This window comes from Massilia sp. GER05 (assembly GCF_052056005.1).
GTDB classification, from domain to species: domain Bacteria; phylum Pseudomonadota; class Gammaproteobacteria; order Burkholderiales; family Burkholderiaceae_D; genus Telluria; species Telluria orientalis.
Genome location: NZ_CP178858.1, coordinates 4,678,314 through 4,700,758, shown reverse-complemented (window position 1 = coordinate 4,700,758; position 22,445 = coordinate 4,678,314). Strand labels below are relative to the sequence as shown.

At 67.7% G+C, this 22,445-nt stretch carries 20 protein-coding genes; 8 read left to right on the top strand and 12 right to left on the bottom strand.

Going from position 1 to position 22,445, the window contains the following annotated elements:
• Positions 1-133 precede the first annotated feature (133 nt).
• From ACL58G_RS20850 to lpxO, 4 genes are all read left to right on the top strand, one after another.
• Complete coding sequence (locus ACL58G_RS20850; protein WP_440963017.1) at positions 134-1,057, top strand: methyltransferase domain-containing protein; 924 nt, start codon at positions 134-136, stop codon at positions 1,055-1,057.
• Positions 1,058-1,219: 162 nt separating this feature from the next.
• The gene (locus ACL58G_RS20845) at positions 1,220-1,420 is read left to right on the top strand and encodes a hypothetical protein (RefSeq protein WP_091662476.1); all 201 of its coding nucleotides are present in this window, start codon (positions 1,220-1,222) and stop codon (positions 1,418-1,420) included.
• A 111-nt stretch (positions 1,421-1,531) separates the two neighbouring features.
• Positions 1,532-1,762 carry a DUF6139 family protein gene (locus ACL58G_RS20840; protein ID WP_036229374.1) on the top strand — a complete coding sequence of 77 codons (231 nt, stop codon included), beginning with the start codon at positions 1,532-1,534 and terminating at the stop codon, positions 1,760-1,762.
• Positions 1,763-1,893: 131 nt separating this feature from the next.
• Complete coding sequence (gene lpxO / locus ACL58G_RS20835; RefSeq protein WP_440963016.1) at positions 1,894-2,793, top strand: lipid A hydroxylase LpxO; 900 nt, start codon at positions 1,894-1,896, stop codon at positions 2,791-2,793.
• Positions 2,794-2,854: 61 nt separating this feature from the next.
• Here the strand turns inward: lpxO and ACL58G_RS20830 are convergent, their stop codons facing one another.
• The 11 genes from ACL58G_RS20830 to ACL58G_RS20780 all read right to left on the bottom strand — a co-directional run bounded on the left by ACL58G_RS20830 (position 2,855) and on the right by ACL58G_RS20780 (position 16,053).
• A complete protein-coding gene (locus tag ACL58G_RS20830; RefSeq protein ID WP_440963015.1) occupies positions 2,855-4,246 on the bottom strand; it encodes an acetate kinase in 1,392 nt (463 codons plus the stop codon).
• Positions 4,247-4,270: 24 nt separating this feature from the next.
• Positions 4,271-4,774: a hypothetical protein gene (locus ACL58G_RS20825; protein ID WP_413388582.1), complete on the bottom strand. Its 504-nt coding sequence runs from the start codon at positions 4,772-4,774 to the stop codon at positions 4,271-4,273.
• A gap of 11 nt (positions 4,775-4,785) precedes the next feature.
• A complete protein-coding gene (locus tag ACL58G_RS20820) occupies positions 4,786-5,466 on the bottom strand; it encodes a C39 family peptidase (RefSeq protein WP_440963014.1) in 681 nt (226 codons plus the stop codon).
• Positions 5,463-5,903 carry a hypothetical protein gene (locus tag ACL58G_RS20815; RefSeq protein WP_413388584.1) on the bottom strand — a complete coding sequence of 147 codons (441 nt, stop codon included), beginning with the start codon at positions 5,901-5,903 and terminating at the stop codon, positions 5,463-5,465. The genes ACL58G_RS20820 and ACL58G_RS20815 overlap by 4 nt, the downstream gene beginning before the upstream one ends.
• Positions 5,904-5,962: 59 nt before the next feature.
• The gene (locus ACL58G_RS20810) at positions 5,963-8,359 is read right to left on the bottom strand and encodes a hypothetical protein (RefSeq protein WP_440963013.1); all 2,397 of its coding nucleotides are present in this window, start codon (positions 8,357-8,359) and stop codon (positions 5,963-5,965) included.
• Between the two features lie 283 nt (positions 8,360-8,642).
• Positions 8,643-9,977, bottom strand: coding sequence for a sigma-54 dependent transcriptional regulator (locus ACL58G_RS20805; protein ID WP_413388587.1), 1,335 nt, complete (start codon positions 9,975-9,977; stop codon positions 8,643-8,645).
• A gap of 334 nt (positions 9,978-10,311) precedes the next feature.
• Positions 10,312-10,491, bottom strand: coding sequence for a hypothetical protein (locus tag ACL58G_RS20800; RefSeq protein WP_440963012.1), 180 nt, complete (start codon positions 10,489-10,491; stop codon positions 10,312-10,314).
• A gap of 46 nt (positions 10,492-10,537) precedes the next feature.
• Positions 10,538-10,966 (bottom strand): hypothetical protein, encoded by a 429-nt coding sequence (locus ACL58G_RS20795; RefSeq protein ID WP_440963011.1) that lies wholly within the window; start codon positions 10,964-10,966, stop codon positions 10,538-10,540.
• 8 nt (positions 10,967-10,974) lie between these two features.
• Positions 10,975-12,945 carry a peptidase U32 family protein gene (locus ACL58G_RS20790; RefSeq protein WP_440963010.1) on the bottom strand — a complete coding sequence of 657 codons (1,971 nt, stop codon included), beginning with the start codon at positions 12,943-12,945 and terminating at the stop codon, positions 10,975-10,977.
• A gap of 55 nt (positions 12,946-13,000) precedes the next feature.
• Complete coding sequence (locus ACL58G_RS20785; RefSeq protein ID WP_413343478.1) at positions 13,001-13,627, bottom strand: response regulator; 627 nt, start codon at positions 13,625-13,627, stop codon at positions 13,001-13,003.
• A 110-nt stretch (positions 13,628-13,737) separates the two neighbouring features.
• Complete coding sequence (locus ACL58G_RS20780) at positions 13,738-16,053, bottom strand: FdhF/YdeP family oxidoreductase (RefSeq protein WP_440963009.1); 2,316 nt, start codon at positions 16,051-16,053, stop codon at positions 13,738-13,740.
• A 176-nt stretch (positions 16,054-16,229) separates the two neighbouring features.
• Here ACL58G_RS20780 and ACL58G_RS20775 point away from each other — a divergent pair, with 176 nt between their 5' ends.
• A complete protein-coding gene (locus ACL58G_RS20775) occupies positions 16,230-17,333 on the top strand; it encodes a catalase family protein (RefSeq protein ID WP_413388593.1) in 1,104 nt (367 codons plus the stop codon).
• Positions 17,334-17,350: 17 nt separating this feature from the next.
• Positions 17,351-18,190, top strand: coding sequence for a formate dehydrogenase accessory sulfurtransferase FdhD (gene fdhD, locus ACL58G_RS20770; protein WP_413388594.1), 840 nt, complete (start codon positions 17,351-17,353; stop codon positions 18,188-18,190).
• A 2-nt stretch (positions 18,191-18,192) separates the two neighbouring features.
• On the opposite strand, the gene ACL58G_RS20765 is transcribed toward fdhD, so the two are convergent.
• Complete coding sequence (locus ACL58G_RS20765; protein WP_413346276.1) at positions 18,193-18,543, bottom strand: hypothetical protein; 351 nt, start codon at positions 18,541-18,543, stop codon at positions 18,193-18,195.
• 133 nt (positions 18,544-18,676) lie between these two features.
• On the opposite strand from ACL58G_RS20765, the gene ACL58G_RS20760 reads away from it, so the two are divergent.
• On the top strand, positions 18,677-20,557 hold the full coding sequence (locus ACL58G_RS20760; RefSeq protein WP_440963008.1) for a hypothetical protein: 1,881 nt from the start codon (positions 18,677-18,679) through the stop codon (positions 20,555-20,557).
• Between the two features lie 81 nt (positions 20,558-20,638).
• Positions 20,639-22,435 carry a hypothetical protein gene (locus ACL58G_RS20755; RefSeq protein ID WP_440963007.1) on the top strand — a complete coding sequence of 599 codons (1,797 nt, stop codon included), beginning with the start codon at positions 20,639-20,641 and terminating at the stop codon, positions 22,433-22,435.
• The last annotated feature ends 10 nt before the right edge of the window (positions 22,436-22,445 follow it).

Genomic DNA, 22,445 nt, shown 5'->3' with positions numbered 1-22,445 from the left:
CAAGGTATTTAAGCATCGCCGGCCAGCTGTCCCATCGATCCGACAAACTGGCCGGCAAATCCCCGTCAGCTCGGCGCATCAGTTGCATAAAAGCATGGAGATAATGCAGACACACTCCGACACAGAGGAACCCATGCTCAACGAACGCGAAATCGAAAGCTGCTACCTGGGGCAGTTTATTCCGGTCCACTACCATCACAACATGCTGATGGACCATAACCGCATGCACAGCTTCAAGTCCGCGATCTACCACGCCGTGAAGCCGGGCATGAAGGTGCTGGAGCTGGGCGGAGGCACGGGCGTGCTGTCGTACTTCGCGGCCCAGAACGCGTCGCAGGTCTATTGCGTCGAGTTCAACCCGGACATGGTGCGCGAGGCGCGCCGCTTCCTCGCCATGAACCCGAACGGCCACAAGGTCGAGGTCATCCATGCGGACGCGTTCGAATACCTGCCGCCGGAGCCCGTCGATCTCGTCATCTGCGAAATGATCCACGTCGGCATGCTGCGCGAAAAGCAGGTCGAGGTCATCGAGTCGTTCAAGCGGCGCTACCTGGCGCGCTTCGGCGGTCCGCTGCCGATCTTCATGCCGGAAGCCGTCATCATGGCCGCGCAGCCGCTGCAGCTCGAATACGATTTCGAGGGTTTCTATGCACCGATCGTGCAATTCCAGCCGACCAACGTGATCTACCCGGGCACCATCGACCTGGCGCAGCCGGGCGTGTATGCGATCATGGACTTCAGCCAGCCCGTCGGCGACGCGATCGCGTGGGAAGGCCAGTTCCGCATGGAGCAGGGCGGCCGCCTGAACGCGCTGCGCTTCATCACCAAGAACGTGCTGTCCATCGTCGAGGAACGCGGCACGACGATCGACTGGCTGAACCACTACATGATGCTGCCGCTGGCCACGCCGCTGGACGTGCAGCCGGGCGACGTCGTGCAGGTGAGCTTTGCCTACCGCGCGGGCGGCTCGATTCCGTCGCTGGAAGCGTCGATGCGCGCCGGGGTCGTCGAACGGGCGGGCGTGCCGGTGCAGGTCCGCGACACCGTCCTGGCCTGATCGTTTGCCCCGCCGGGGACGACGTCCGCTCGTCCCCGCTTTTGCCCCGTTTGTCTCCCCTTGCTGACCGTCCGTCGCAGAAATATTGCGGATTGGCGTCCCTACAACTACAGTCACATCGTCGGGCCGTACCGGCCCTTGCCCTGAAAGATGGAGCTGACGATGCTGGGTTTCCTCGTGTGGTTGGTGTTATTGTTCCTGTGCTGGCCGATCGCGCTGCTGGCGCTCGTGATGTATCCGCTCGTCTGGCTCGTGCTGCTGCCGTTCCGGCTGCTCGGGATCGGCGTCGAGGCCGTCTTCGAGTTGCTGCGGGCGATCGTCATGCTGCCGGCGCGCGTGCTGGGCGGGGGCGTGGGACGCTGAAACTTGTCGTCCAGCCAGTGTGCGCGGATTAACAGACGGACACGAACCGTTCGCCTATCGTGCCCATACTGATGGCTTTCATTCGACAGCCATGCTTTTAAAGGAGTGACTATGCGCCTGGACATCTACCGCAGAGCCGAACACGACGGCAAGTTTTCTTACCTGGCCGTCCCGGAGACCCGCAATATCCCCGAGGAAGCCACGAATACCGACTGGGAGGTCGAAGCGCGGGCCTTCGAAGTCGACGACGATGCCGGAGACCTGCCCGATTACGATATCCAGAACCTGAACGCCCAGCTGGCGGAAAAAGGCTACGCCGTCACGTCGTCGACGATGCATTGACGATGCCTTGACGATGTAGTGGTAGCACCACATTCGCGGCCTTACGTCGTCCGTCCCGACCAGCCGGGGCGGAGGGCGTACGGCCGCGTATCGCATATGGTATCCTTGCGCCTCGTTCAGTCGGAGGCGTCATGAAGTGGTTCGTAGTCGGTTTTCTCGTGCTGTCGGTCCTGCACATCCATTTCCGTGGCAAGGTCCGCCTGCCGTTCGGCCGGCAGCTGTTCGACCATTCGTCGTTCATGGCGCCGATCAATATCTTCATGCACCTGTTCTCGAAGGTGCCCAGCACGCCGTACATCCCGGTCCGTGAATTCCCCGAATTGTCCGTCCTGCAGGAGAACTGGCCGACGATCCGCGAGGAAGGCCTGCGCCTCATCGAGATGAAGAAGATCAAGGCGTCCGAGGAGAACAACGATGCCGGTTTCAATTCCTTCTTCAAGACGGGCTGGAAGCGCTTCTACCTGAAGTGGTACGACGCGAGCCACCCGTCGGCCGAACGCCTGTGCCCGCAGACGTACGCGCTGCTGCAGGGCATCCCGTCCGTGAAGGCCGCGATGTTCGCCGAGCTGCCGCCGGGCGCGAAGCTGAACCCGCACCGCGACCCGTTCGCGGGCTCGATGCGCTACCACCTGGGCCTGGCCACGCCGAACGACGACCGCTGCTTCATCGAAGTCGACGGCCAGCGCTACAGCTGGCGCGACGGCCAGGGCGTCATCTTCGACGAAACCTTCATCCACTGGGCCGAGAACGCCAGCGACAGCGACCGCCTGATCCTGTTCTGCGACGTCGAGCGTCCGATGCGGTTCCGCTGGATGCAGGCCGTGAACCGCTGGCTGGGCCGCACGATGATGACGGCGGCCGCCTCGCCCAACGAGAGTGGCGACCAGACGGGCCTCGTCAGCAAGCTGTTCCGCGTTTCGTACGTGATGGGCCAGTACCGCCGCCGCTACAAGGCCTGGAACAAGACGGCCTATAAAGCGACGAAGGTCGTGCTGATCGTGGGCCTCGCGGCACTCGTCTATTACGTCTGAAAAAAAGGGCCGCAAGCGCGGCCCTTTTTGTTGGGCCGCGCCTTGCGGCCAAAGGGGATCCTCAAAACGTGAAGGGCATCCTGACCATCAGCGTGACGTCCGGCGTATCGCGCGTGAGGCCCGCGCCCACCGATACGCTCAGGGTGCGGTTGTTCTTCAGGCGGTACGAGTAGCCGAGCAGCAGCGTACCGAGCTGCACGCGCACGGAACCCGGGATGACCATGCCGTTCTGGTGCATGCGGCCCACGGAGTTGTGGTCGTAGCCGATGCTGAACGACGCCCGCTCGTTCAGCGCGAGACCCATGCCGAAGTTGAACCCGAACACGTCGCCCGGTTCCACCGTGCCCAGCAGTTCCTTGCCGCCGTTCAGCACGGTGCGGTAGACGTTGCCGCGCTTGAAGTTCTTCGTGTAGCTGAAGCCGCCGAAGAAGATGGCCGGATCGGACGGCAGCAGCCACGTCACGCTTGGCTGCACCGAATAGAAGCCGGAGCCGGTCGGCAGGTCGAGCGGCAGGCCGGTCCCGGTGACGTTCTGGCCCACGCAGCGGGTCTGGCAATCCGTCACGACCTCGAACGGATCGCGGCCCGTGCGCGACTTGAAGCGCAGGCCTGCGATGTAGTACGGGGTGTCGACGCCGCCGTCGTTCAGCTGGTAGCGCCAGCCCAGCTCGATGTCGCCGATGCCCTTGCCGCTCGTCTCGAACGCGCGCTCGGCCGCGGTGCCCGTGAACAGCTCGCGGCTGACGGTCGAATCGCTGCGGTAGACGTACGGGATCTTCGCTTCGAATTCCAGGCGGTTGTCGAAGCCGTAGCGGAACGTGGCGGTGCCCGTCGTCGTGTTGCGTTTCACTTCGCGCACGTCCAGCAGGCCGATCAGCAAGGCCGGGATCACCGTGTAGCCGACGAGGGCGACGCGGTTGCTGGACGAATAACCGTACTGCACGGACGGCTCGAACACGACTTTACCCCGCGGCGTGAGCACGCCCGGGGTCTCGAAGATCGGCGCCACTTCCGGCGTTTTCGGCGCGGGCGGCCGGCCGACGGCATCGTTGCCCGCCTGGGCCTGCCCGCCACCGCCCGTCCCGCGCAGCGGCGCCAGGCGGCCCGGATAGACGGGATCCGCGAACGGGACGGCGAGCTTGGGCGGGGCGTCGAGCGGGCCGGCCTGCACCTGCGCGGGCGCGTCGGGCTGGGGCGCCGGCAGGTTGCCGGTGCCGCGCATCCGCTCGAGCTGCGACGGCGCCGCCGCCGCCGCCGTGTTCGCGGGCGGCGCCACGCCGCTCGCGCGCAACTGGCGTTCCAGTTCGTCGACGCGCGCGCGCTGCTCTTCCAGCTGTTGTCGCATGATCTTGAGCTGCTCGAGGAGGTCAGGACCGGACTGGGCACCGGCCGGGATGGCCGCCAGGGCCACGCTGACACCAATCACGCCGTACAGCGCTGGAATTTTATGCATAGGTTTTCTCCAGGTAAAAATCCGTCACCTGCCGGTGGCGGCGGTATTGAGCGCGTTCGCGAGGCTGGACTGGAAGTTCATGGACTGCAGCAGTCCGCGTGCGTTCACGCTTGCATTGATGATGGTCTGGTTGTTGATCAACTGGTTGTTCAGGCTGTTCTGGATGACGGTGCCGCCCAGCGTGGTGTCGCCCATCTGGACGTTGAACGTGCCGCCGCCGTTCTGGATCAGCCGCACCTGGTTCGCCATGTCGGCGGTGAGCGTACTGTGGCCGCTCGTCAGCTTGCCGAGGTCGCCGAGCTCCAGCTGGCTGCGTTCGGCCACGTTGCCGTTGATCGTGACGATGCGCTCGATGCCGAGCGACACCGCCAGGCCGTTGTCGGTGATGAAGCCGCCGCGGTAGTCGTCCAGCGAGTCCGCCGCCACGGCGTTGTCGCTGGTGAACGGGTTGTCCGGGCCGCCGGCATGGCCCTGCGCAGCGATCGCGGCGCTGGCCAGCACGAGGCCGATCTGGACGGGGATGCGCATGGGGTCTCCTGTCAAAAATCGCCGGGACCGAATTTCGGCAGCGTCGTCATGTCGATCGCGGTCCGGGTCACACCCTCGGCCAGCGGAGCGCGCGGCGCGGCGCGCCAGTCGAGGTCGGCGTTGAACGAAGGCTTGCCGGGCGCGTCGTGGATCACGAACAGCAGCCGGGTCGGCCAGATGGATTCGAAGTGCTCGCGCGTCACGGAGCGCGTGCCGCTGGACGGATCGCCCAGCAGGACGCGCCCGTCGTCCGCGCCCTTGATCACGACGAAGTGGTTGTAGCCCTTCTCGGAGATCAGCACGATGGCGGGCAGTTTGCTGTCGAACAGTTTCTGCAACGGCACCTGGAAGCCGTCCGCCTTGTAGCCGATCTTTGCGAGATAGCGCTGCATGTCCAGCAGCGAAAAGCCTTCGCGCCGGATCTTGGCCTGGTCGCCGATCTCCCACATCGCCTTGAAGGCGGTCGTTTCGCTGATCGGATAGCCGTAGTGATAGGTCAGCAGCGTGGCCAGGGCGGCCGAGCCGCAGCTGAAGTCGTATTGCTGGCGGGTCGTCGAGGCGAAGCGCAGTTCGCGCATGCTCTTGACCGGCACGTCGAACCGGGCGCCGCCCGCGATCGGCAGGTCGGCCGCATCCACGCGGGTAGCGCCCGCCAGTGCGCACAGCAGCAGGGGCAGGGCGCCGTACTTCATTTGAACTGCAGGTTGACGATGGTGGCATTCTGGATCAGGACGTTCGCGCCGCTGTTCTGGATAACCACCGGTATGCCCGACATGTTGGCGAACGCGCCGGCATCGATCGTGTTCGACCCCGTGACGACGTTCACCGCGCTGTTGCCGCTCACGACCCCGCCGAGATTCGCGTTGTTGCTGGTGTTGAACGTGTCCGTCCCACCGCGCGAATGCTCCAGCTTGCCCAGGTCGGCGGCGGGGCCGAATCCGAGCGAGTCCTGCGCCTGGACCGACTTGCCGTCTCCCTTGTCGGCACCCGTGGCCGGCTGGGCGGCCGGCGCGCCGTCCCGGGCGGGAACCGCGAGTTCCGGTCCTGCCCAGGCCGCGGATGCGCAGACCGCGAGCACAGCGAAGCTGCACACGCGGTTGCTGACGCTACTTTTGAGTGATGACTGCATTCTCTACCCCCGGTTGCATCGAAAAACCGCCGTGCCCGCGGGCACGGCGGTCCTTGGCATTACTTGCCGACAGCCAGGTTGCTCTGGACGTTGACACTCTGCTGGACCAGCGAGGAGAAGCCGTTGTTCTGGCTGATCACCATCACGCCCGCAGCCGACTGGCCGACACCGCTCATGTTGTTGGACATGTCGAAGGAGCCGGCATTGACGGTGTTCGAGCCGCCGTTGCCGCCGGTGCCCGCACCGCCCAGGCCACCCGTGCCCACGCCGGCCGTGATGTTGGCCAGGGCGCCGCCTGCGCCGCCGGTGGTCGAGCCGCCCGCGCCGCCCGCGCCGCCGTTGCCGGCGGTCGAATCACCCACGGTTGCCGAACCGGTCGTGGCGCTGCCGGTCGTGGCCGAACCGCCGGCCGCACCTGCGCCTGCCGTGTTCGACGCCATGCCGCTGGCGGCACCCGCACCGCCCGCTGCGCCGGCACCGCCCGCGCCCGAGGTTGCCGTGCCGGCGGCACCTGCGCCGCCTGCGCCCGAGGTCGCCGTTCCGGCCGCACCGGCACCGCCCGCGCCGCCGGCGCCGCCCGTGTTGCCGGCAGCGTTGCCGGCCGTCGAGGTCAGGGCTGCGCCCGCACCGCCGGCAGCGCCGGTCGCTGCGCCGCCTGCCGCGCCGTTACCGGCCATGTTCGAGCCGGCGGCACCTGCGGCGCCCGCACCGCCTGCCGCACCTGCCGCACCCGCACCGCCGGCACCGCCGGCCGCACCCGCCGCGCCTGCACCGCCGGCGCCGCCGGTCGTGGTGCCTGCCGTCGAGGTCGACGCACCGCTGGTGGTGGCGCCGCCGGTCGAGACGGGCGAACCCGAGGTGGCGGTGCCGCTGGCGCCGCCCGTGCCGCCGTCGGCCGACGAGGCGCCGCCGGCGCCCGACGTTGCCCAGCTGCCGCCGGCGCGGGTCAAGCCGCCCGTGGCTGCGTTCGATGCGGTCGAGCCGGCATTGCCTGCCGAACCCGCTGCGCCGCCTGCACCGCCGGTGCCGCCCATGCCGCCTGCCGCACCTGCGCCGCCCGCGCCGCCCGCGGCACCGGCACCGCCGGCACCGCCCGTGGCCGCACCGGTCCTGCCGCCGGCGCCGCCCAGGCCAGCCGTCGTGGCACCGCTGGCGCCGCCGTTACCGCCCGACAGGTCGCCGGACGCGCCGCCATTGCCGCCCATCGCGTTGCCGGCCATGCCGCCTGCCGCACCCGCACCGCCGGTGCCCGTGGCTGCGCCGCTGGCCGCACCTGCGCCGCCGGTGGCGGAGACCATGCCGGAGCTGCCGCCGGCACCGCCCGCCGCGCCGCGGCCGCCATTGCCGCTGGTCGCGCCAGTCGCCATGCCGCCCGCGCCGCCCGCACCCGCGGTCGCGCCGCCGATGGTGGCGCCGCCTGCGCTGGCGCCGCCGTTGGTGGCCAGGCCGCCGGCCGAACCGGCTGCGCCGTTCGCGCTGCCCGCGCTGCCGCCCGCGCCGGCGGTTGCCGTGATGCCGCCGCCGGTGCCGGCTGCGCCGTTGCCCGCGGTGCCGGCGGCGCCGTTGGCGTTACCGGTGTTGGTGGCGACGTTGCCGATGTTCGAGATGGTGTTGCCCGACACGCGGCCCGTCAGGTTGGCCGTGTTGTTGGACGACGAGGTGTTGAAGCTGTTCGAGAAGTTCGACGTCGCGGTGCCGCCGTTGTTCACGGCGACGGAGCCGGTCGCGGACGCGGTCGAGTCGCCCGAGCTGTTGTTCTTGCCCGTGCTGTTGTCGTTGTCGCGGTTGGTCGTGGTCGTCGTCGAGTTCGAGACCGTGCGGTTGGTCGAGGTGTTGTTGGTGCTGTTGTTGCTGCTGTCCGACGTGTTGTTCGAGTTACGGGTGCTGTTGTCGCTGTTGTCCGTCGACCTGTTGGTCGTCGTGGTGGTGACGCTGCGGTCGCTGTTGTCGGTGTTCGTGCTGCGGTTGCTGTTGTCCGTCCTGCTGCGGTTGCTGTTGTCGGCCGTGTTGGTGCTGCGGTTGCTGTTGTCGCTACGGTTGCTGTTGTCCGCCGTGTTGGTGCTGCGGTTGCTGTTGTCGGTGGTCGTGGTCGTCGTGCTGCGGTTGCTGTTGTCGCTGCGGTTGCTGTTGTCGGCCGTGTTGGTGCTGCGGTTGCTGTTGTCCGTCGACGTGGTCGTCGTGGTCGTGTTGGTGCTCTTGTTGTTGTTCTGGTCCGAGTTCGTGGTTGCCGTGCTCGTGTTCGTGCTGTTGTTGCTGCTGTCCGAGGAGTTGGTGCTGTTGTTGCTGCTGTCCGAGGTGTTGTTCGAGTTACGGGTGCTGTTGTCGCTGCTGTCCGACGTGCGGGTCGTGGTCTGCGTGACGGTGGCGCCGCCGCCGTTCGCATTGACGCCATCCTGGGCTTGAGCGGTCAGCGAGAATGCCAGCGAAATGGCAGTCACGAGCAAAGTCTTGTTCATTCGAGTTCCCCTCTGGGTTTGATGGTTGGTGATGGGTCGGCTGTAGCGCCGACCTCCATCCCTTTGCAGTTTCAGTGCCAGCCCCACTGCAGAGCTTTCTAACCCATTGTTTTTGTTGACTTTGTACGGATTTTCCTACACGGCTGTCAGAGAAATTCCCGCACGAATTACCGAAAATATCGAAAAACTGTTTCACTTCCGGTACAACTCTGTCCACATACGCGCTGCAACACACAAAAAAAAGTGGACACCTTGTCCACTTGTGCCACATACCGGACACGCGTCACTCGCGCATGCCGTGCTTGCTCAGCAAACGGTACATCGTCGTGCGCGACACACCCAGGTCGCGTGCCGCGCGGCTCACGTTGTGGCCGCTGCGGTCCAGGCATTCGCGCAGGGCGCGCCGCTCGGAACGCATGCGCGTGTCGTCCAGCGCGGCGGGCGTCGGCGCCATGATCGCGCGCGTCAGTCCCAGGTCTTCCGGCATGATCAGGCGGCCGTCCGACATGACCAGTGCCCGCCGCACCCGGTTGATCAGTTCGCGCACATTGCCCGGCCAGTCGTGGTCGAGGATCGCCTCGATCGCCCGGTTGGAAAAGCCCTTCAGGCGCGGCGATTTTTCGCTCGCGTACATGTGGAAGAAGTGCTCGGCCAGCGTGACCAGGTCGTCGCGCCGTTCGCGCAGCGGCGGTACGGTCACCGGCAGCACGGCGAGACGGTAGTACAGGTCCTCGCGGAACGCGCCGTTCGCGACGGCCTGCTGCAGCTGCACGTGCGACGCGGCGATCACCCGCACGTCCACGCGGATGTTGCGGGTACTGCCCAGGCGGCAGATCGTCTTCTCCTGCAGGAAGCGCAGCAGGTTGGCCTGCAGGTCCTTCGGCAGGTCGCCGATCTCGTCGAGGAACAGCGTGCCGCCGTCCGCCGACTCGATCAGGCCGGCCTTGCTCCGCGTCGCGCCCGTGAACGCCCCGCGCTCGTAGCCGAACAGCTCGGAGTGGATCAGGCTCGGCGCGATGGCGCCGCAGTTGATGGGGACGAACGGTCCCGCGGCCCGGTCCGACTGCGCGTGGATCGCCTGGGCCGTCAACTCCTTGCCGCTGCCGCTTTCTCCCCAGATCAGCACGGGCGCTGCGACCTTGGCGACACGCGACACCTGCGCGCGCAGCCGTGCGATCGCGTCGCAGCCGCCGATCAGCGGCGACGCGGGATCGTCGTGCGTGTCGTTGGCGCTGGGCCGCGGGCGCAGCATCGCCCAGCCGTGCGCATGGCCGAGCGTATGGGCCAGCCGCACCGGATCGACGGGGGCCGTGTGGTAATCGCACAGGTGCTCCACGACGAGGTCGCGGCAGGGCGCGGATTCGAGATCGCGCGGGTTGAACACGCCGACCCACTGCATATGGCTGTGGCGGCGCAGGAAGGTGTCCACTTCGGCCGGCCGGTGCTGTTCGCGGTCGTGCACGAGCAGGCCGACCAGGTAACGGTCGTTACGCAGTTCGCGCCCGGCTTCGCCGAGGTTGCTGACACTGCGGATCTCCCAGTCGTGCATTGCTTCATTGAGCAGGGCGCGCGCACCCTTGTCATCCGGGGCAATGCACAGCAGGCGCTTTCGGGTCATCCATCCTCCATCGGGTAATCGGCCGGTCCTCGCAACGGCGGCAGACGAATGGGAGAGCCGGCATAATTTCTTGACAAGTGTAACTGGGTGTAACCTGGGCTGCTGTTCTGTAGCCTGTTAGCAATTTCTTACTATCAGTTGATCTTTGTTTAATATTATGCCGCCCGTGAAATATTCGTGGCGGACGCTACATTATCGACCGGTGGTTACAATTAGTCACAATCGTGTAACCGATCCTCGTCATGGTCAAGGAAATAACGGCCGCCGTGTGGCTTTTTCCCGAATGTGGAAGGGGAACCCCCCATCGTTGGGGGGAGGTCGTGAAAGGGACGGTTCAAAAACCGAACGGCATGCGGACCGTGAGGGCCAAGTCCGGCGTGTCACGCGTGAGACCCGCGCCCACGGACACGTTCACGGTGCGGTGCGCATCGAGGCGGTACGACGCGCCGAGCAGCAGCGTGCCCATGCAGGGCGAGGCCCATGCCGGGATTGAGTCCAGGCCGGTCCGCGCCATAAGCTCATGTGAAGACACGAGCGCGCTGGACGAATGCCGAAAAGATTCAGCGGACGCGCCGGACCTTGGGCGAGGCGTTGGTGCCTTCGATCTCGAGGAACAGGGTGCCGAACATATTGCGCACGATCTTGACCGGCGGATTGCTCACCGGCGCGAGGTCTGCCGAGCTGCCGTCGACCACTTTCCACACCTGGCCGTTGGCAAGGGTGAACAGCGTGGCCGGGCCCCAGCCGGAGACCGTGCCGACGATCGTGCTCTCGATCGAGCGGGCCGGTTCCTCGGGCGTCTTTTGTTCGAGGCCGAAGGCTTGCGCGGCCGCGGCGGCCGGACGCGCGTCGGCGGGAATCGCGTCATAGCAGCCCAGGCGCGCGGCGCCGTCGGCCAGCTTGCGGCACGCCAGGATGGCGGCATCGTCGGCGAGGGCCACGCCCGTCGTGCCCAGCAGGGCCAGCAGTAGAGAAGTGCGCAGGATCATCAAGGGCCTCATGCGCGCGGACGCTGGCGGTGGAAGACGAGCGGGCTGTACGGAATGGCGGACGGCGGCGGCGAATTCAGGATCCCCGGCTTCATCGCGCCCATCACGTGCATCTCGCACGGCTTGCAATCGAATTTCAGCGTGTAGGTTTCGGCGCCGGACACGAGCGTCATCGGCTCGGCGCGCACCTGGCCCTGCACGCCCTGCACACCCTTGGCCTGCTTGGGGCACAGGTTGAACGAGAAGCGCAGGCAGTGCTTGGTGATCATCAGCGACACTTCGCCCGGTTCCTCGTGCGACTCGTACGCGGCCGCGATCAGCTGCACGCCGTGCTTGTGGTAGAACGCGCGCGCCTTCTCGTTGTAGACGTTGGCCAGGTAGCTCAGCTGGGTCTCGGGATACGCGGCCGGCGGTTCGACCGGCTGCGCGCGCTCCGGACGCTGCCATGCCGCGAGGCGCGCCGCTTCCTGGGCGGCGATGGCGTCGCGGCGCAGGCCGTTGATGGCGCTGGCCGGCACGAACCACGGCTGCGTCAGCGCGACATCGACGGTGCCCGCCTCGAACATCGTGTTGCCCAGCTTGGCGAGGCTCGTGCGCAGGCCCGCCAGCGCCTGGTCGGCCTGCTGGGCCGGCTGCAGCGCGAGGCGGGCCTCGGTCGTCGTCGTGATGCCGTCCTCGTCGGTGACGGTCAAGCGCAGGCCCTCGACCGTGTCTTCCAGGCGCAGGTCCGCCCGCACCTTGCGGTCTGACGATTTCTTGTTGAGGGCCGCTTCCCACTGGTGGTCGCGGTTGCGGTGGATGACGGTGCCGACCTTCAGGCCCGGCAACGTGGCCAGGCCCTCGTTCGGGAACACGCGCCAGCGCTGGCCGTCCTCGTCCTCGGACAGCTTTTGCACGGTGTTCGCCTGGATGCCGACCGTCTCGCGCTTGTGCATGTAGTTCAGGCCGTCGCCGTTGGCCATCGGCGAATTCGTGACGAGATCGAAATTGTCGCCGCCGATGCGCGCGACCGTGCCCAGTTCCACGCCCACGTACTTCGGCGAATCGAAGGCGCCGATGGTCTGCTGGCGGCCCTGGGCGAAATAATCCGTGTGGCCGCGGTGGAAGTTCTTGTCGACGTCCGGCGTGAACATCACCTGCGTCCGGCCGCTCGACGCGCGCGCCAGTTCCGGACGGCGCTCCAGGATCTCGTCCAGCAGCAGGCGGTAGTGGGCGGTGATGTTCTTCACATAGCCCATGTCCTTGTAGCGGCCTTCGATCTTGAAGGAGCGGATGCCGGCGTCGACGAGCGCTTCCAGGTTGCGGCTCTGGTCGTTGTCCTTCATCGACAGCAGATGTTTTTCGTAGGCGACGACGCGGCCCTGGCCGTCCGACAGCGTGTACGGCAGGCGGCACGCCTGCGAGCAGTCGCCGCGGTTGGCGCTGCGGCCCGTGTCCGCGTGCGAGATGTAGCACTGGCCGGAGAACGCGACGCACAGCGCGCCGTGGATGAAGTACTCCAGCGGCGTGTCGACCTCGGCGCGGATGGCCTTGATCTGTTCGATGGTCAGCTCGCGCGCCAGCACCAGCTGCGAGAAGCCGACCTGCGACAGGAACTTCGCCTTTTCCACGGTGCGGATGTCGCACTGGGTGCTCGCGTGCAGCTGGATCGGCGGCAGGTCCAGTTCGAACATCGCCATGTCCTGCACGATCAGCGCGTCCACGCCGGCATCGTACAGCTGGCGGATCTGCTTTTCGGCCGTTTCCAGTTCGGCGTCGTGCAGGATCGTGTTCATGGTGACGAAGATGCGCGCGCGGTAGCGGTGCGCGAATTCGACGAGGCCCGTGATGTCTTCCAGCGTGTTGCTGGCGTTGTGGCGCGCGCCGAATGCGGGCCCGCCGATATAGACCGCGTCCGCGCCGTGCAGGATGGCTTCGCGGCCGATCTCGGCGGTTTTGGCGGGGGACAGCAGTTCGAGCTGGTGGGCGAGCAGTGACATGGCGGGTGATCCTGGCTGACGAAGGCGGAAATTATAGCCAGATCAAGGGCTTATGTCACCGTTCGGCGTGTACCTCGACATGCAGGACGTCTTCGATGGCCGTGCGCAGCGCCTCGGGCGCCACCGGCTTGGGCAGCACGGGGATGTCGTCCGGCAGGCCCATGGCCCGGATCGTGGCCGGATCCAGCCCGCTCGTGACGACGATGGCCATGTCGCGGTAGGCCTCGCTCGCACGCAGCGTGCGGATCATGCGCAGGCCGTCCACGCCCGGCATGCTGAGGTCGCCGACGAGCAGGTGCGGCCGGGTCTCGCCGATGCGGATCAGCGCTTCGAAACCGTTCCCGACCCGGACGACGTCCAGCGGCAGGTCCCAGCCGGACATCGCCCCCTCGTACCGCGCCATGGTCGAGGCGTCATCGTCCACGAGCAGCACCTTGTAGCGCGCGGGCGCCGTACGGTCCAGCATCGCCTGGCGCCGGCGCTCGACGTGGCGTTCGATCGACGCCAGCGCGATGCGCCGGTGGCCGCCGGCCGTCTTCCACGCTTCCAGGGTGCCGCTTTCCACCCACAGCTGCACCGTACGGTGCGACACGCCCAGCATCGCGGCCGCCTGCCTGGTGTTGCAGTAGGCGGCGGCGTCGAAACCGGGTTCCGGCGAGGGCGGGCGATAGGGCGATGTCATGGCTGCCAGATCATGTTGTTTGAAAGATTCCGTTGATGCACTTAGGAATCTATCAAAAAATCACAATCTATGACAGCAATATTTACGCAGAAATACCAAAATGGCAACAGTCAATGCAGCGGCCGCCCCGTCCCACCCGTGCGCTCGACCCGGATGGCGATGGATTTCGCGGCCGGTACCTTGCTCTCTTTCGCATAGTGCCAGAGGGGAATCAGCGGATTACACTCCGGGAAATAGCCGGCAACGCAGCCGGCAGGCACGCTGTATTCCACGACGCGCAAGCCTTCGACCTTGCGCTCGACGCCGTCGTCGATGGCCGTGCTGGCTGTGACAATGTCACCATCGGCCAGGCCGAGGCGGGCCATGTCCGTGCCGGCCATGAACAGGACGTTCCTGTCCTGCACGCCCCGGAAACGGTCTTCAAGGCTGTAGATCGTCGTGTTGAACTGGCCGTCGCTGCGCACCGTGAACAGGCGCAGGGCGTCCTCGGGCACGGGCATGTCGGGGTCCGCGGACAAGGTGTCCGGCACGGTGAAATTCGCCTTGCCGGTGGGCGTGTTCCATTTACGGTCCGCTGCCGCCAGCGGTTTGCGGAAGCCGCCCGGCTGCCACATGCGCTCGTTGAAGTCGTGGAAGATCTTCGGGTACGTCGCGGCGATGGCGTCGCGCACCTTCGCATAGTCCGCCACCCATCCATCCCAGTCGACCTTCGGATTCGGGTCCAGCGTCGCCTTCGCCAGGCGGGCCACGATGGCCGGTTCCGACAGCAGCGTGTCCGCAGCCGGTTCGGCGCGGCCGCGCGAGCCGTGCATGCAGCCGGTGGAATCCTCCATCGACACGGACTGCTCGCCGCTGGCCTGGCGGTCGATCTCGATGCGGCCCAGGCAGGGCAGCAGGTACGCCGTTTTGCCGTGCACGAGGTGGCTGCGGTTCAGCTTGGTCGAGATCTGCACCGTGAGCGGGACGGCGCGCCAGGCGGCATCCATCTGGCCGTGGTCCGGCACGGCCCGCACGAGGTTGCCGCCGAGGCTGATCAACGCCTGCAGCTTGCCGGCCTTGATCGCCTCGCACATCTCCACCGTGTTCATGCCCTTGGCGCGCGGCGGTTCGAAGCCATACAGCTCCTTCAGCTTGTCCAGCGGCGCCAGCTCGGGCTTTTCCGTGATGCCGACCGTGCGCTGCCCCTGCACGTTCGAGTGGCCCCGCACCGGGCAGATGCCGGCGCCCGGCTTGCCCATATTCCCCCGCAACAAGAGGAAGTTGACGAGCATCTGCACGTTCAGCACCCCGTTGCGGTGCTGCGTGAGGCCCATGCCATAGATGCCGATCACCTGTTTCGCACGGAGGTAGGTGCCGGCCGCCTGCTCGATCTGGCCTTGCGTGAGACCGGATTCCTTCTCGATCTCGTCCCACGTGCGTGCGCGCATGGCGGCCGCGAACTCGTCGAAGCCGTGGCAATGTTCTTCGATGAACGCGGTGTCGAGGGCGCGCGGTCCGCCGGTCGTGCGGGCGCGCTCGTCCGCCTCCAGCACGGCCTTGCACAGGCCCGTCAACGCCGCCACGTCGCCGCCGGCCTTCACCTGGTGGTACTGGGTGCTGATCACGGTCTCGTGGCCGCTCAGCATCTCGACCGGGGATTGCGGATTCACGAAGCTGACCAGGCCGCGTTCGCGCAGCGGGTTGAACGTGACGATGGGAACGCCGCGCTTTCTCGCCTCCTGCAGCTGGTGCAGCATGCGCGGGCTGTTCACGCCCACGTTCTGGCCGAAGAAGAAGATGCAGTCGGTCTGTTCGAAGTCGTCCAGCACCACGGTCCCGATCGGCACGCCGATCGTCTTCGGCAGCGCGACGGACGTGCTTTCGTGGCACATGTTGGAACTGTCCGGCAGGTTGTTGTTGCCGTACATGCGCGCCAGCAGCTGGTACATGTACGACGTTTCGAGCGAGGCGCGGCCCGAGCTGTAGAACGCGACCTGGGCGGGATCCATCTTGCGCAGCTCGGCACCGATTTCGGCAAATGCGCGGTCCCAGGTGATTTCCACGTAGCGGTCCAGCGCGCCGTCGTAGCGCATGGGCACCGTCAGGCGGCCCGCTTCCTCGAGTTCGTGGTCGTTCCAGCCTTCCAGTTCGCGCAGCGTATGGCGCTTGAAGAATGCCGGGTCGAGGCGCTTGCTCGTGATTTCCCACGCCGTCGCCTTGGCGCCGCTTTCGCAGAACTCGGCCGGATGCGGATGGGCCGGCTTCGCCCACGAACAACTCACGCACATGAAGCCGTCCGGCTTGTTCTGCTGCATCAGCAACTGCGTGCCCTCGAGGGGGACGCGTTCCTTCAACAGGATCGTCGTGACTTCCTTCACCGAGCCCCAGCCGCCGGCCGGGATTTGCGGTTCGTTCGGTTCGTTTGGTTTGCCGCCGTGCTTGCTCATGATCAGACTCCCAGTGCGCGATACCGTGGAGCTTGATCCGATGGCGCAACCATGTCTGTTCGACAGCGCACACGCAAGATCGGCAAATCCGTGCACTCCGTACGGCGTTGCACAGACCGCCGAGCTCGCGCGCGCCGATGATCCGCATATCATCATTCAAACCACCGGATTCCATCATGACCGCCCCGATCCCGTTCGAACCGCGTTTCGAAAGCCTGGAAGACGACGAAGCGCAGACCAGCTTCGACCTGCAGACGACGATGCGCAGCATTTCCACCAAGACGTACGAGGATTCCGGCCGCGCGCTGCGCAGCGTGCACGCCAAGACGCACGGCCTGCTGGTGGGCGAGCTGACCGTCGAGGCCGGGCTGCCGGACGCGTACGCGCAAGGCCTGTTCGCCCGGCCGGGCACGTATCCCGTCGTGATGCGGCTGTCGACGACGCCGGGCGACCTGCTGGCGGACGACGTCTCCACGCCGCGCGGCATGGGGATCAAGGTCGTCGGCGTCGAAGGCCCGCGCGTGGGCGGCAGCGAGCACGACGTCACGCAGGACTTCGTGCTCGTCAACGGTCCCGTGTTCAGTGCGCCGAACGCGCGGACATTCCTCGGCGGCGCGCAACTGCTGGCCGCGACGACGGACAAGGCGCCGAACCTCAAGCGCCTGTTTTCCGCGGTGGCGCGCGGTGCCGAACAGGCGCTGGAAGCCGTCGGCGGCGACAGCGTGACGCTGAAGGCGTTGGGCGGCCATCCCGAGACGCATCCGCTCGGCGAGACGTATTACAGCCAGGTGCCGATCCTGTACGGCCGCTACATGGCGAAGGTGCAGGTGGCGCCCGTGGCGCCCGCGCTGGCGGCGCTCGCGGGCAGCCACGTCGACCTGAAGGGCCGGCCGGACGGCCTGCGCGACGCGGTCGTCGAACACTTCGCGAGCGAAGGCGGCGAGTGGGAACTGCGGGTGCAGCTGTGCACGGACATCGACCGCATGCCCATCGAGGACGCGTCCGTCGAATGGCCGGAAGACCTGAGCCCGTACGTGACCGTGGCGCGCCTGCGCGTGGCGCCGCAGAAGGCGTATGGCGACGACCTGGCACGCCTCGTCGACGACGGCATGCAGTTCAATCCGTGGCATGCGCTGGCCGCGCATCGTCCGCTCGGCTCGATCATGCGGGTGCGCAAGGCCGTGTATGCGATGTCGAAGCGCTTCCGCGCGGAGCGCAACGGCAGCGCGATCGCGGAGCCGCGCGACGTCGAGGGGGTGAAAGCCGCGGCGCGGCGCTGATGGTATCATCGGCGGCGATGAATCCCCTTCACGATCCCGAGACCGACGCCTTGCCGCTCACGGCGCATCCGCGGCGTGTGCTGCGCATGCGTGCTGGCGTACTTGCCGAGGTGGATGACCGGGTGGTCGACGAGGTCCCCGTCGCGCTCGTCTACAACGGCATCTCGCACGCCGTCATGATGGCCACGCCGGCCGACCTGGAAGACTTTGCGCTCGGCTTTTCGCTGAGCGAAGAAATCATCGTGGGGCCGGGCCAGTGCTACGGGATCGACGTCGAGCCCGCCGCGGGCGGCGTCGCCGTCCAGATCGAGATCGCCGGCAGCGCGTTCATGGCGCTGAAGGAGCGCCGCCGCAGCCTGACGGGGCGCACGGGCTGCGGCCTGTGCGGCGTGGACAGCCTGGACCAGGTGTGCCGCGCGTTGCCGTCCCTGGCGCCGGCGCGCGGCTTTCACGTCGACGGCGTACGGCGCGCGCTGGGCGCGATCGGCGCGGAACAGAAGCTGACAAAGCTGACGGGCGCCGCCCACGCGGCGGCCTGGTGCGGCATGGACGGCACCCTGCACATCGTGCGCGAGGACGTCGGCCGCCACAATGCGCTGGACAAGGTGATCGGCGCGATGGCGCGGGAGCGCGCGGCGCCCGGCGCCGGCTTCCTGTTGATCACCAGCCGGGTCAGCTTCGAGATGGCGCAGAAGGCCGCGGTGGCGGGCGTGTCGGCGCTGGTCGGCATGTCGGCGCCGACTTTGGCCGCCGTCGAGCTGGCGGATAAAGCCGGCCTGACCCTGCTCGCGTTCGCGCGCGGGAACGACTTCGTCTGCTACACGCATGCCGACCGGCTCGGCCTGCCTGGCGCGTAGAATCAGCCGGAGACGAGCGCCAGCAACGCATCCCGGTCGGCCGCCTGCTGGCGCTGGGCCGTGACGCGGTCCCACAGCAGGAACATGCCGTACGCCCATTGCGCCACCAATTCCGCTTCCCCGGCCGGCCGGGTCGACGCGCTGCCCAGCAGGCGTTCGATCTCCGTCCGCGTCTGGGTCGTGACCTGCTCGTAGTTCCACGCGCCCTTCGGCCGCATCTTCTGGCGGGCGCGGTAGCGGCGGGCCCGCTCGGCGTCGCTGAGCTTGTCCTCCTTCGGCGGACGGCCGCGCTTCTTCGCCAGCGCCGCGTCGAGCGGCAATTCGATCGTGCTCAGGTCTTCCGGTTGCTTCATGGTGCGGTCGAGAATGATTGTCGCTCTATTATTCGTGACGCATTTCAATAAAGCAATAGGGAACCGTGCGCGCCGCGGCCTGCCTAACGGTGCGGGAGGGTCACTCACCTAACCCCTTGTGCCGGGAGGCCCTATGGCAACCAATCACATCGCAATCGCCTGCCAGGGCGGCGGCAGCCACGCCGCGTACACGGGCGGCGTCCTTCCGATCCTGCTGGAACAGTTCGACAACCGTGGCGACGAGGATGGCGCCGACCGCACGGCGCTCGTCGCGATCAGCGGCACGTCCGGCGGCGCCATCAGCGCGCTGCTCGGCTGGTACGGCTTCATCACGGGCGGCGCGCCGGAGGCGGGGCGGCGGCTGGACGCGTTCTGGCAGGGCAATTCCGCGCTCGGCCTCGTCGAGTCGACGGTCAACCACGTCTGCCGCGGCCTTGCCGACCTGGCCGCGCTGGGCGGCTGGGACATCAAATCCAGCCCGTACGTGTGGCCGCTCGCGGGGATGGAGTCATGGAACGCGACCGTGTGGCCGGCGCTGGCCCGCATGCTCGGGCCCGACAATCCCTGGATGCGCCCCGACTTCTTTTCGCTGCCGGCGCTGCTGCGCCCGGGCGTGGACTGGCCGCTCGTCGCGCTGCTGGGCGAGTTCGCCAGTATTCCGGCCGAGGTGGAGCGCTGGCTGCGCAGCGACCTGGAGGCGGCCATGTTCCCGCCCACGGCACCCTGCCAGGAACGCTACCGGGCCGACCGGGGCGCGGTCGAGGGCCGCATCGCGAACAAGCTCGGCGCCGCCGACCGCCTGCGCGCGCGCATGGCGCAGATCGGCGTCCAGCCCGGCAGCCTGCTGCACGCCGCGCTGGAGCGGTGGCGTCCGCCCGCGGTGCGCTTCGACGCCGAGGCGCTGGGGCAGCTTGCCGATGCCGTGCGCCTCACCCTGCGTCCGATCCCGCGCCTGCTGCTGGGCGCCGTGGAATTGCACGAAGGGGAATTCGTCGCGTTCAGTTCCGAGCGGGCGCCGGGCGACGGCGGCATCTCGCTCGACGCCGTGCTGGCGTCCGCCGCCGTCCCGTGGCTGTTCCGCGCGCACGAGATGGCCGGACTCGACGAAACGACGCTCGCCCCGCGTCCGCTGACCTTGTGGGACGGGCTGTTCTCGCAGAATCCGCCGATCCGCAACTTCCTGTCCGGTGTGGCGGACGACGAGAGAAAGCCGGACGCCATTTGGGTCGTGCAGATCAACCCCAGCCAGGCCAGGCTCGCCGCGGACGGGCCGCATATCGCCCTCAACGGCGGCGAGATTTGGGACGTGCGCAATGCGCTGGGCGGCAATCTGGCCATGAACCAGGAACTGGGTTTCGTCGACGCGATCAACCGCCGCATGGAAAGCGGCCGCGGCGACGATGCGTCCCCCGCCAGCGCGGCGGCGCAGCGGCGCGACAAGCTCGTGCGGGTCGACCGCATCGTCATGGATTGCACGGCCGTCGAGGCGGCGGCCGGCATGCCGCTGGGCGCGAACTCCAAGCTGGACCGCGACCCGGCCCTGCGCGGCGCGCTGTGGGACCATGGCGCGGCGCAGGCACGGCGCTACCTGGCCCTGCGCGAGCATATGCCGAGACTGTTCGCCGGCCTGGACGGCACCCTGGCCGGTGCGTGCGCGTGCGCGGCGGGCCAGCGTCCGGATGGGGCCGGCGGCACGGTCCGGCCGGACGGCGCGGCACACTTCGGCGAGCTCGTCATCGATGGGGCGACCGTCCACGGCATCGCGCCGGACGTTCCCAGGACGCCGCAGGCCGTCGTCGCCTGGCGCTCGGCGCACACGCTGATCAATGGGCGGCCCGTACGCATCGAAGGACAGTCGGAGCTCATGGTCGCGGAGGCCGGCTGGCGGCTGAAGGACGTGCGGATCACGGCCGTCGTGCCGAAGCCGCCGTCCGGGCGGACGCCCGCGCCGGCGCGGGCGCGAGCGGGGCGGCAATCCGTGGCGGTACGGCCGCCATCGGACGCCAGGCACTGAATATATGATGTGCAATCGGCAACGATCCCGGTAGAATGACAGGGTTGTACGTTCGTAAATACTGTCAAGGAGTCGGGAATCGTGGGTTCACCATTCAAAAGGTCGGCGGCGGCCGTCGCCGCCGTCTGTGCGCTCGTGGGCGGCGCCTGTTTTGCACAGGACGCCGGTCCGCAAAGCATCGTCGTCACGGGCCAGCGGAGCACGTCGTCGTGGGTGCGGGCCGAGAGCGCCCACGTGGTCGTCCTGTCCGACGCGCCGCGCGACGACGTGGCCCGGCTCGTGGAACACCTGGAGCGCCTCGACAGCCTGCTGCGCGTGTACACGGACGACTACCGTCCGAAGTCGGCCGGCCCTGAGACCAAGCTGAACCTTGTGTACCTGAACGACGTGCGCGACCTCGACCGCGTGGCGGCGGACCGCCCGGCCAACGGCATCGCGCTGTTCCGCGATTGCACGGACGGCACCCAGGGCTTCCTCGTGCGGACGGCGCCGCTGGCCGCCATCGACGACGACAAGCTCGTCAAGACGCCCCTCGACGAAGGACTTTCGTACGCATCGGAAGCGTATGCACGCCACTTCCTGTACCGTCACACGGACGTGCGCGGCCCGTCCGCCTGGATCGAAGGCTTCGCGAATTATTTCGCGGGCGTGCGCTTCGGCGCGACGCAGATGGTGATCGGCCGCACGCCGCCGGGCGTGGGCCGGTATTTCTATTTCCTCGACCAGGGCCACCGCTACAACCTCGACTATGCCGACGTACTGGGGCCGCGCCCGTTCGCGAACCTGTCCGACACGCGGCGCCGGGCCGCGGGCGTCGAATTCGAGGCGCGTTCCTGGCTCCTCGCGCACTACATCCTCGGGGCCGGCGAGCGGCGCAGGAAGCTGGGGACGTTCCTGAATGCCGTCCACCAGGGTACCGACCCGGCCGCCGCGCTGCGCGACGCGTTCGGCCTGGACGTGGGCGATGCGTCGACCGCGCTATGGCGTTACCGGCTGCAGCGGGCCGAGGTCATGCGCGTGGAGCAGCCGCCCGGTCTGCGTCCGGAGATCGCCATCACGACGATGTCCGCGACGTCCGGCGGCTTCATGCTCGCCGACGCGGCCCTGAAAGCCTGTCCGGCACCCGCGCAGGGGGAGGCGCTGCTGCGCACGCTGACGGCCGACGCCGGCGCGGTCCCGAACGTCGAGGCGGGGCAGCTCGCCCTGAACCGGGCCCGCGTCGACTGGGGCGATCCGGCCGCCGCGCTGCCGTGGCTGGAGAAGACCGCGCGCCGTGCCGATGCCGGCCCCGACGTGCTGTTGCTGCTGGCGCGGGCGCACCTGAAGCTGGCCGCGCATCTCGACGCCGGCGCACGCGCGCCGCACCTCGACGCCGCCCGCGCCGGTCTCGCGCGGGCGCGCGAGCGCGATCCGGGCGCCGGCGCCATCGCGCTGGCGGCGCTCGACCTGTCGCTGCTGGCCGATGGCAAGCCCAGTCCTGAAGCACTCGACGGCGTATTGACGGCCTGGCGCACGGGCCGGGATTCGCGCACGCTGGCGCGCGCGGCGGTGCTCGCGTCCTGCTACCGGGTCGACGTGCCCAGGGCCGAGCACATCCTGCGCACGCTGGAGAACGACGTCCGCGACTCGGCCACGGCCGCGTGGGCGGCGGCGTTCCAGCGCCGCCTGAACGGGGGGCTGAGCCTGGCCGACATCACGGCGGAAATGCGCCTGGTGGCGGGTGCCGGCGGCTTCAGCGAATGGACGATCGACCAGGTCAGCGTGATGCGCGACGTCGAATACAATGCGGGGCTGGAGGACGCCCGGGGCTTTTTCGAGCAGCAGATGCAGAACCCGGATCCCTCCAAGGCGTTGCTGAACCCGCCGACGAGCCGCTAAAAAAAAGCTG

What these genes read in the sequence shown, in the direction of transcription:
- ACL58G_RS20820 (WP_440963014.1), bottom strand. Translation starts at nt 5,466, where the DNA reads ATGAAGTACGGCGCCCTGCCCCTGCTGCTGTGCGCACTGGCGGGCGCT.
- ACL58G_RS20845 (WP_091662476.1), top strand. Translation starts at nt 1,220, where the DNA reads ATGCTGGGTTTCCTCGTGTGGTTGGTGTTATTGTTCCTGTGCTGGCCG.
- ACL58G_RS20775 (WP_413388593.1), top strand. Translation starts at nt 16,230, where the DNA reads ATGACCGCCCCGATCCCGTTCGAACCGCGTTTCGAAAGCCTGGAAGAC.
- fdhD (WP_413388594.1), top strand. Translation starts at nt 17,351, where the DNA reads ATGAATCCCCTTCACGATCCCGAGACCGACGCCTTGCCGCTCACGGCG.
- ACL58G_RS20850 (WP_440963017.1), top strand. Translation starts at nt 134, where the DNA reads ATGCTCAACGAACGCGAAATCGAAAGCTGCTACCTGGGGCAGTTTATT.
- ACL58G_RS20805 (WP_413388587.1), bottom strand. Translation starts at nt 9,977, where the DNA reads ATGACCCGAAAGCGCCTGCTGTGCATTGCCCCGGATGACAAGGGTGCG.
- ACL58G_RS20795 (WP_440963011.1), bottom strand. Translation starts at nt 10,966, where the DNA reads ATGATCCTGCGCACTTCTCTACTGCTGGCCCTGCTGGGCACGACGGGC.
- ACL58G_RS20840 (WP_036229374.1), top strand. Translation starts at nt 1,532, where the DNA reads ATGCGCCTGGACATCTACCGCAGAGCCGAACACGACGGCAAGTTTTCT.
- ACL58G_RS20810 (WP_440963013.1), bottom strand. Translation starts at nt 8,359, where the DNA reads ATGAACAAGACTTTGCTCGTGACTGCCATTTCGCTGGCATTCTCGCTG.
- ACL58G_RS20830 (WP_440963015.1), bottom strand. Translation starts at nt 4,246, where the DNA reads ATGCATAAAATTCCAGCGCTGTACGGCGTGATTGGTGTCAGCGTGGCC.
- ACL58G_RS20825 (WP_413388582.1), bottom strand. Translation starts at nt 4,774, where the DNA reads ATGCGCATCCCCGTCCAGATCGGCCTCGTGCTGGCCAGCGCCGCGATC.
- ACL58G_RS20815 (WP_413388584.1), bottom strand. Translation starts at nt 5,903, where the DNA reads ATGCAGTCATCACTCAAAAGTAGCGTCAGCAACCGCGTGTGCAGCTTC.
- ACL58G_RS20785 (WP_413343478.1), bottom strand. Translation starts at nt 13,627, where the DNA reads ATGACATCGCCCTATCGCCCGCCCTCGCCGGAACCCGGTTTCGACGCC.
- ACL58G_RS20780 (WP_440963009.1), bottom strand. Translation starts at nt 16,053, where the DNA reads ATGAGCAAGCACGGCGGCAAACCAAACGAACCGAACGAACCGCAAATC.
- ACL58G_RS20765 (WP_413346276.1), bottom strand. Translation starts at nt 18,543, where the DNA reads ATGAAGCAACCGGAAGACCTGAGCACGATCGAATTGCCGCTCGACGCG.
- ACL58G_RS20790 (WP_440963010.1), bottom strand. Translation starts at nt 12,945, where the DNA reads ATGTCACTGCTCGCCCACCAGCTCGAACTGCTGTCCCCCGCCAAAACC.
- ACL58G_RS20760 (WP_440963008.1), top strand. Translation starts at nt 18,677, where the DNA reads ATGGCAACCAATCACATCGCAATCGCCTGCCAGGGCGGCGGCAGCCAC.
- ACL58G_RS20800 (WP_440963012.1), bottom strand. Translation starts at nt 10,491, where the DNA reads ATGGCGCGGACCGGCCTGGACTCAATCCCGGCATGGGCCTCGCCCTGC.
- lpxO (WP_440963016.1), top strand. Translation starts at nt 1,894, where the DNA reads ATGAAGTGGTTCGTAGTCGGTTTTCTCGTGCTGTCGGTCCTGCACATC.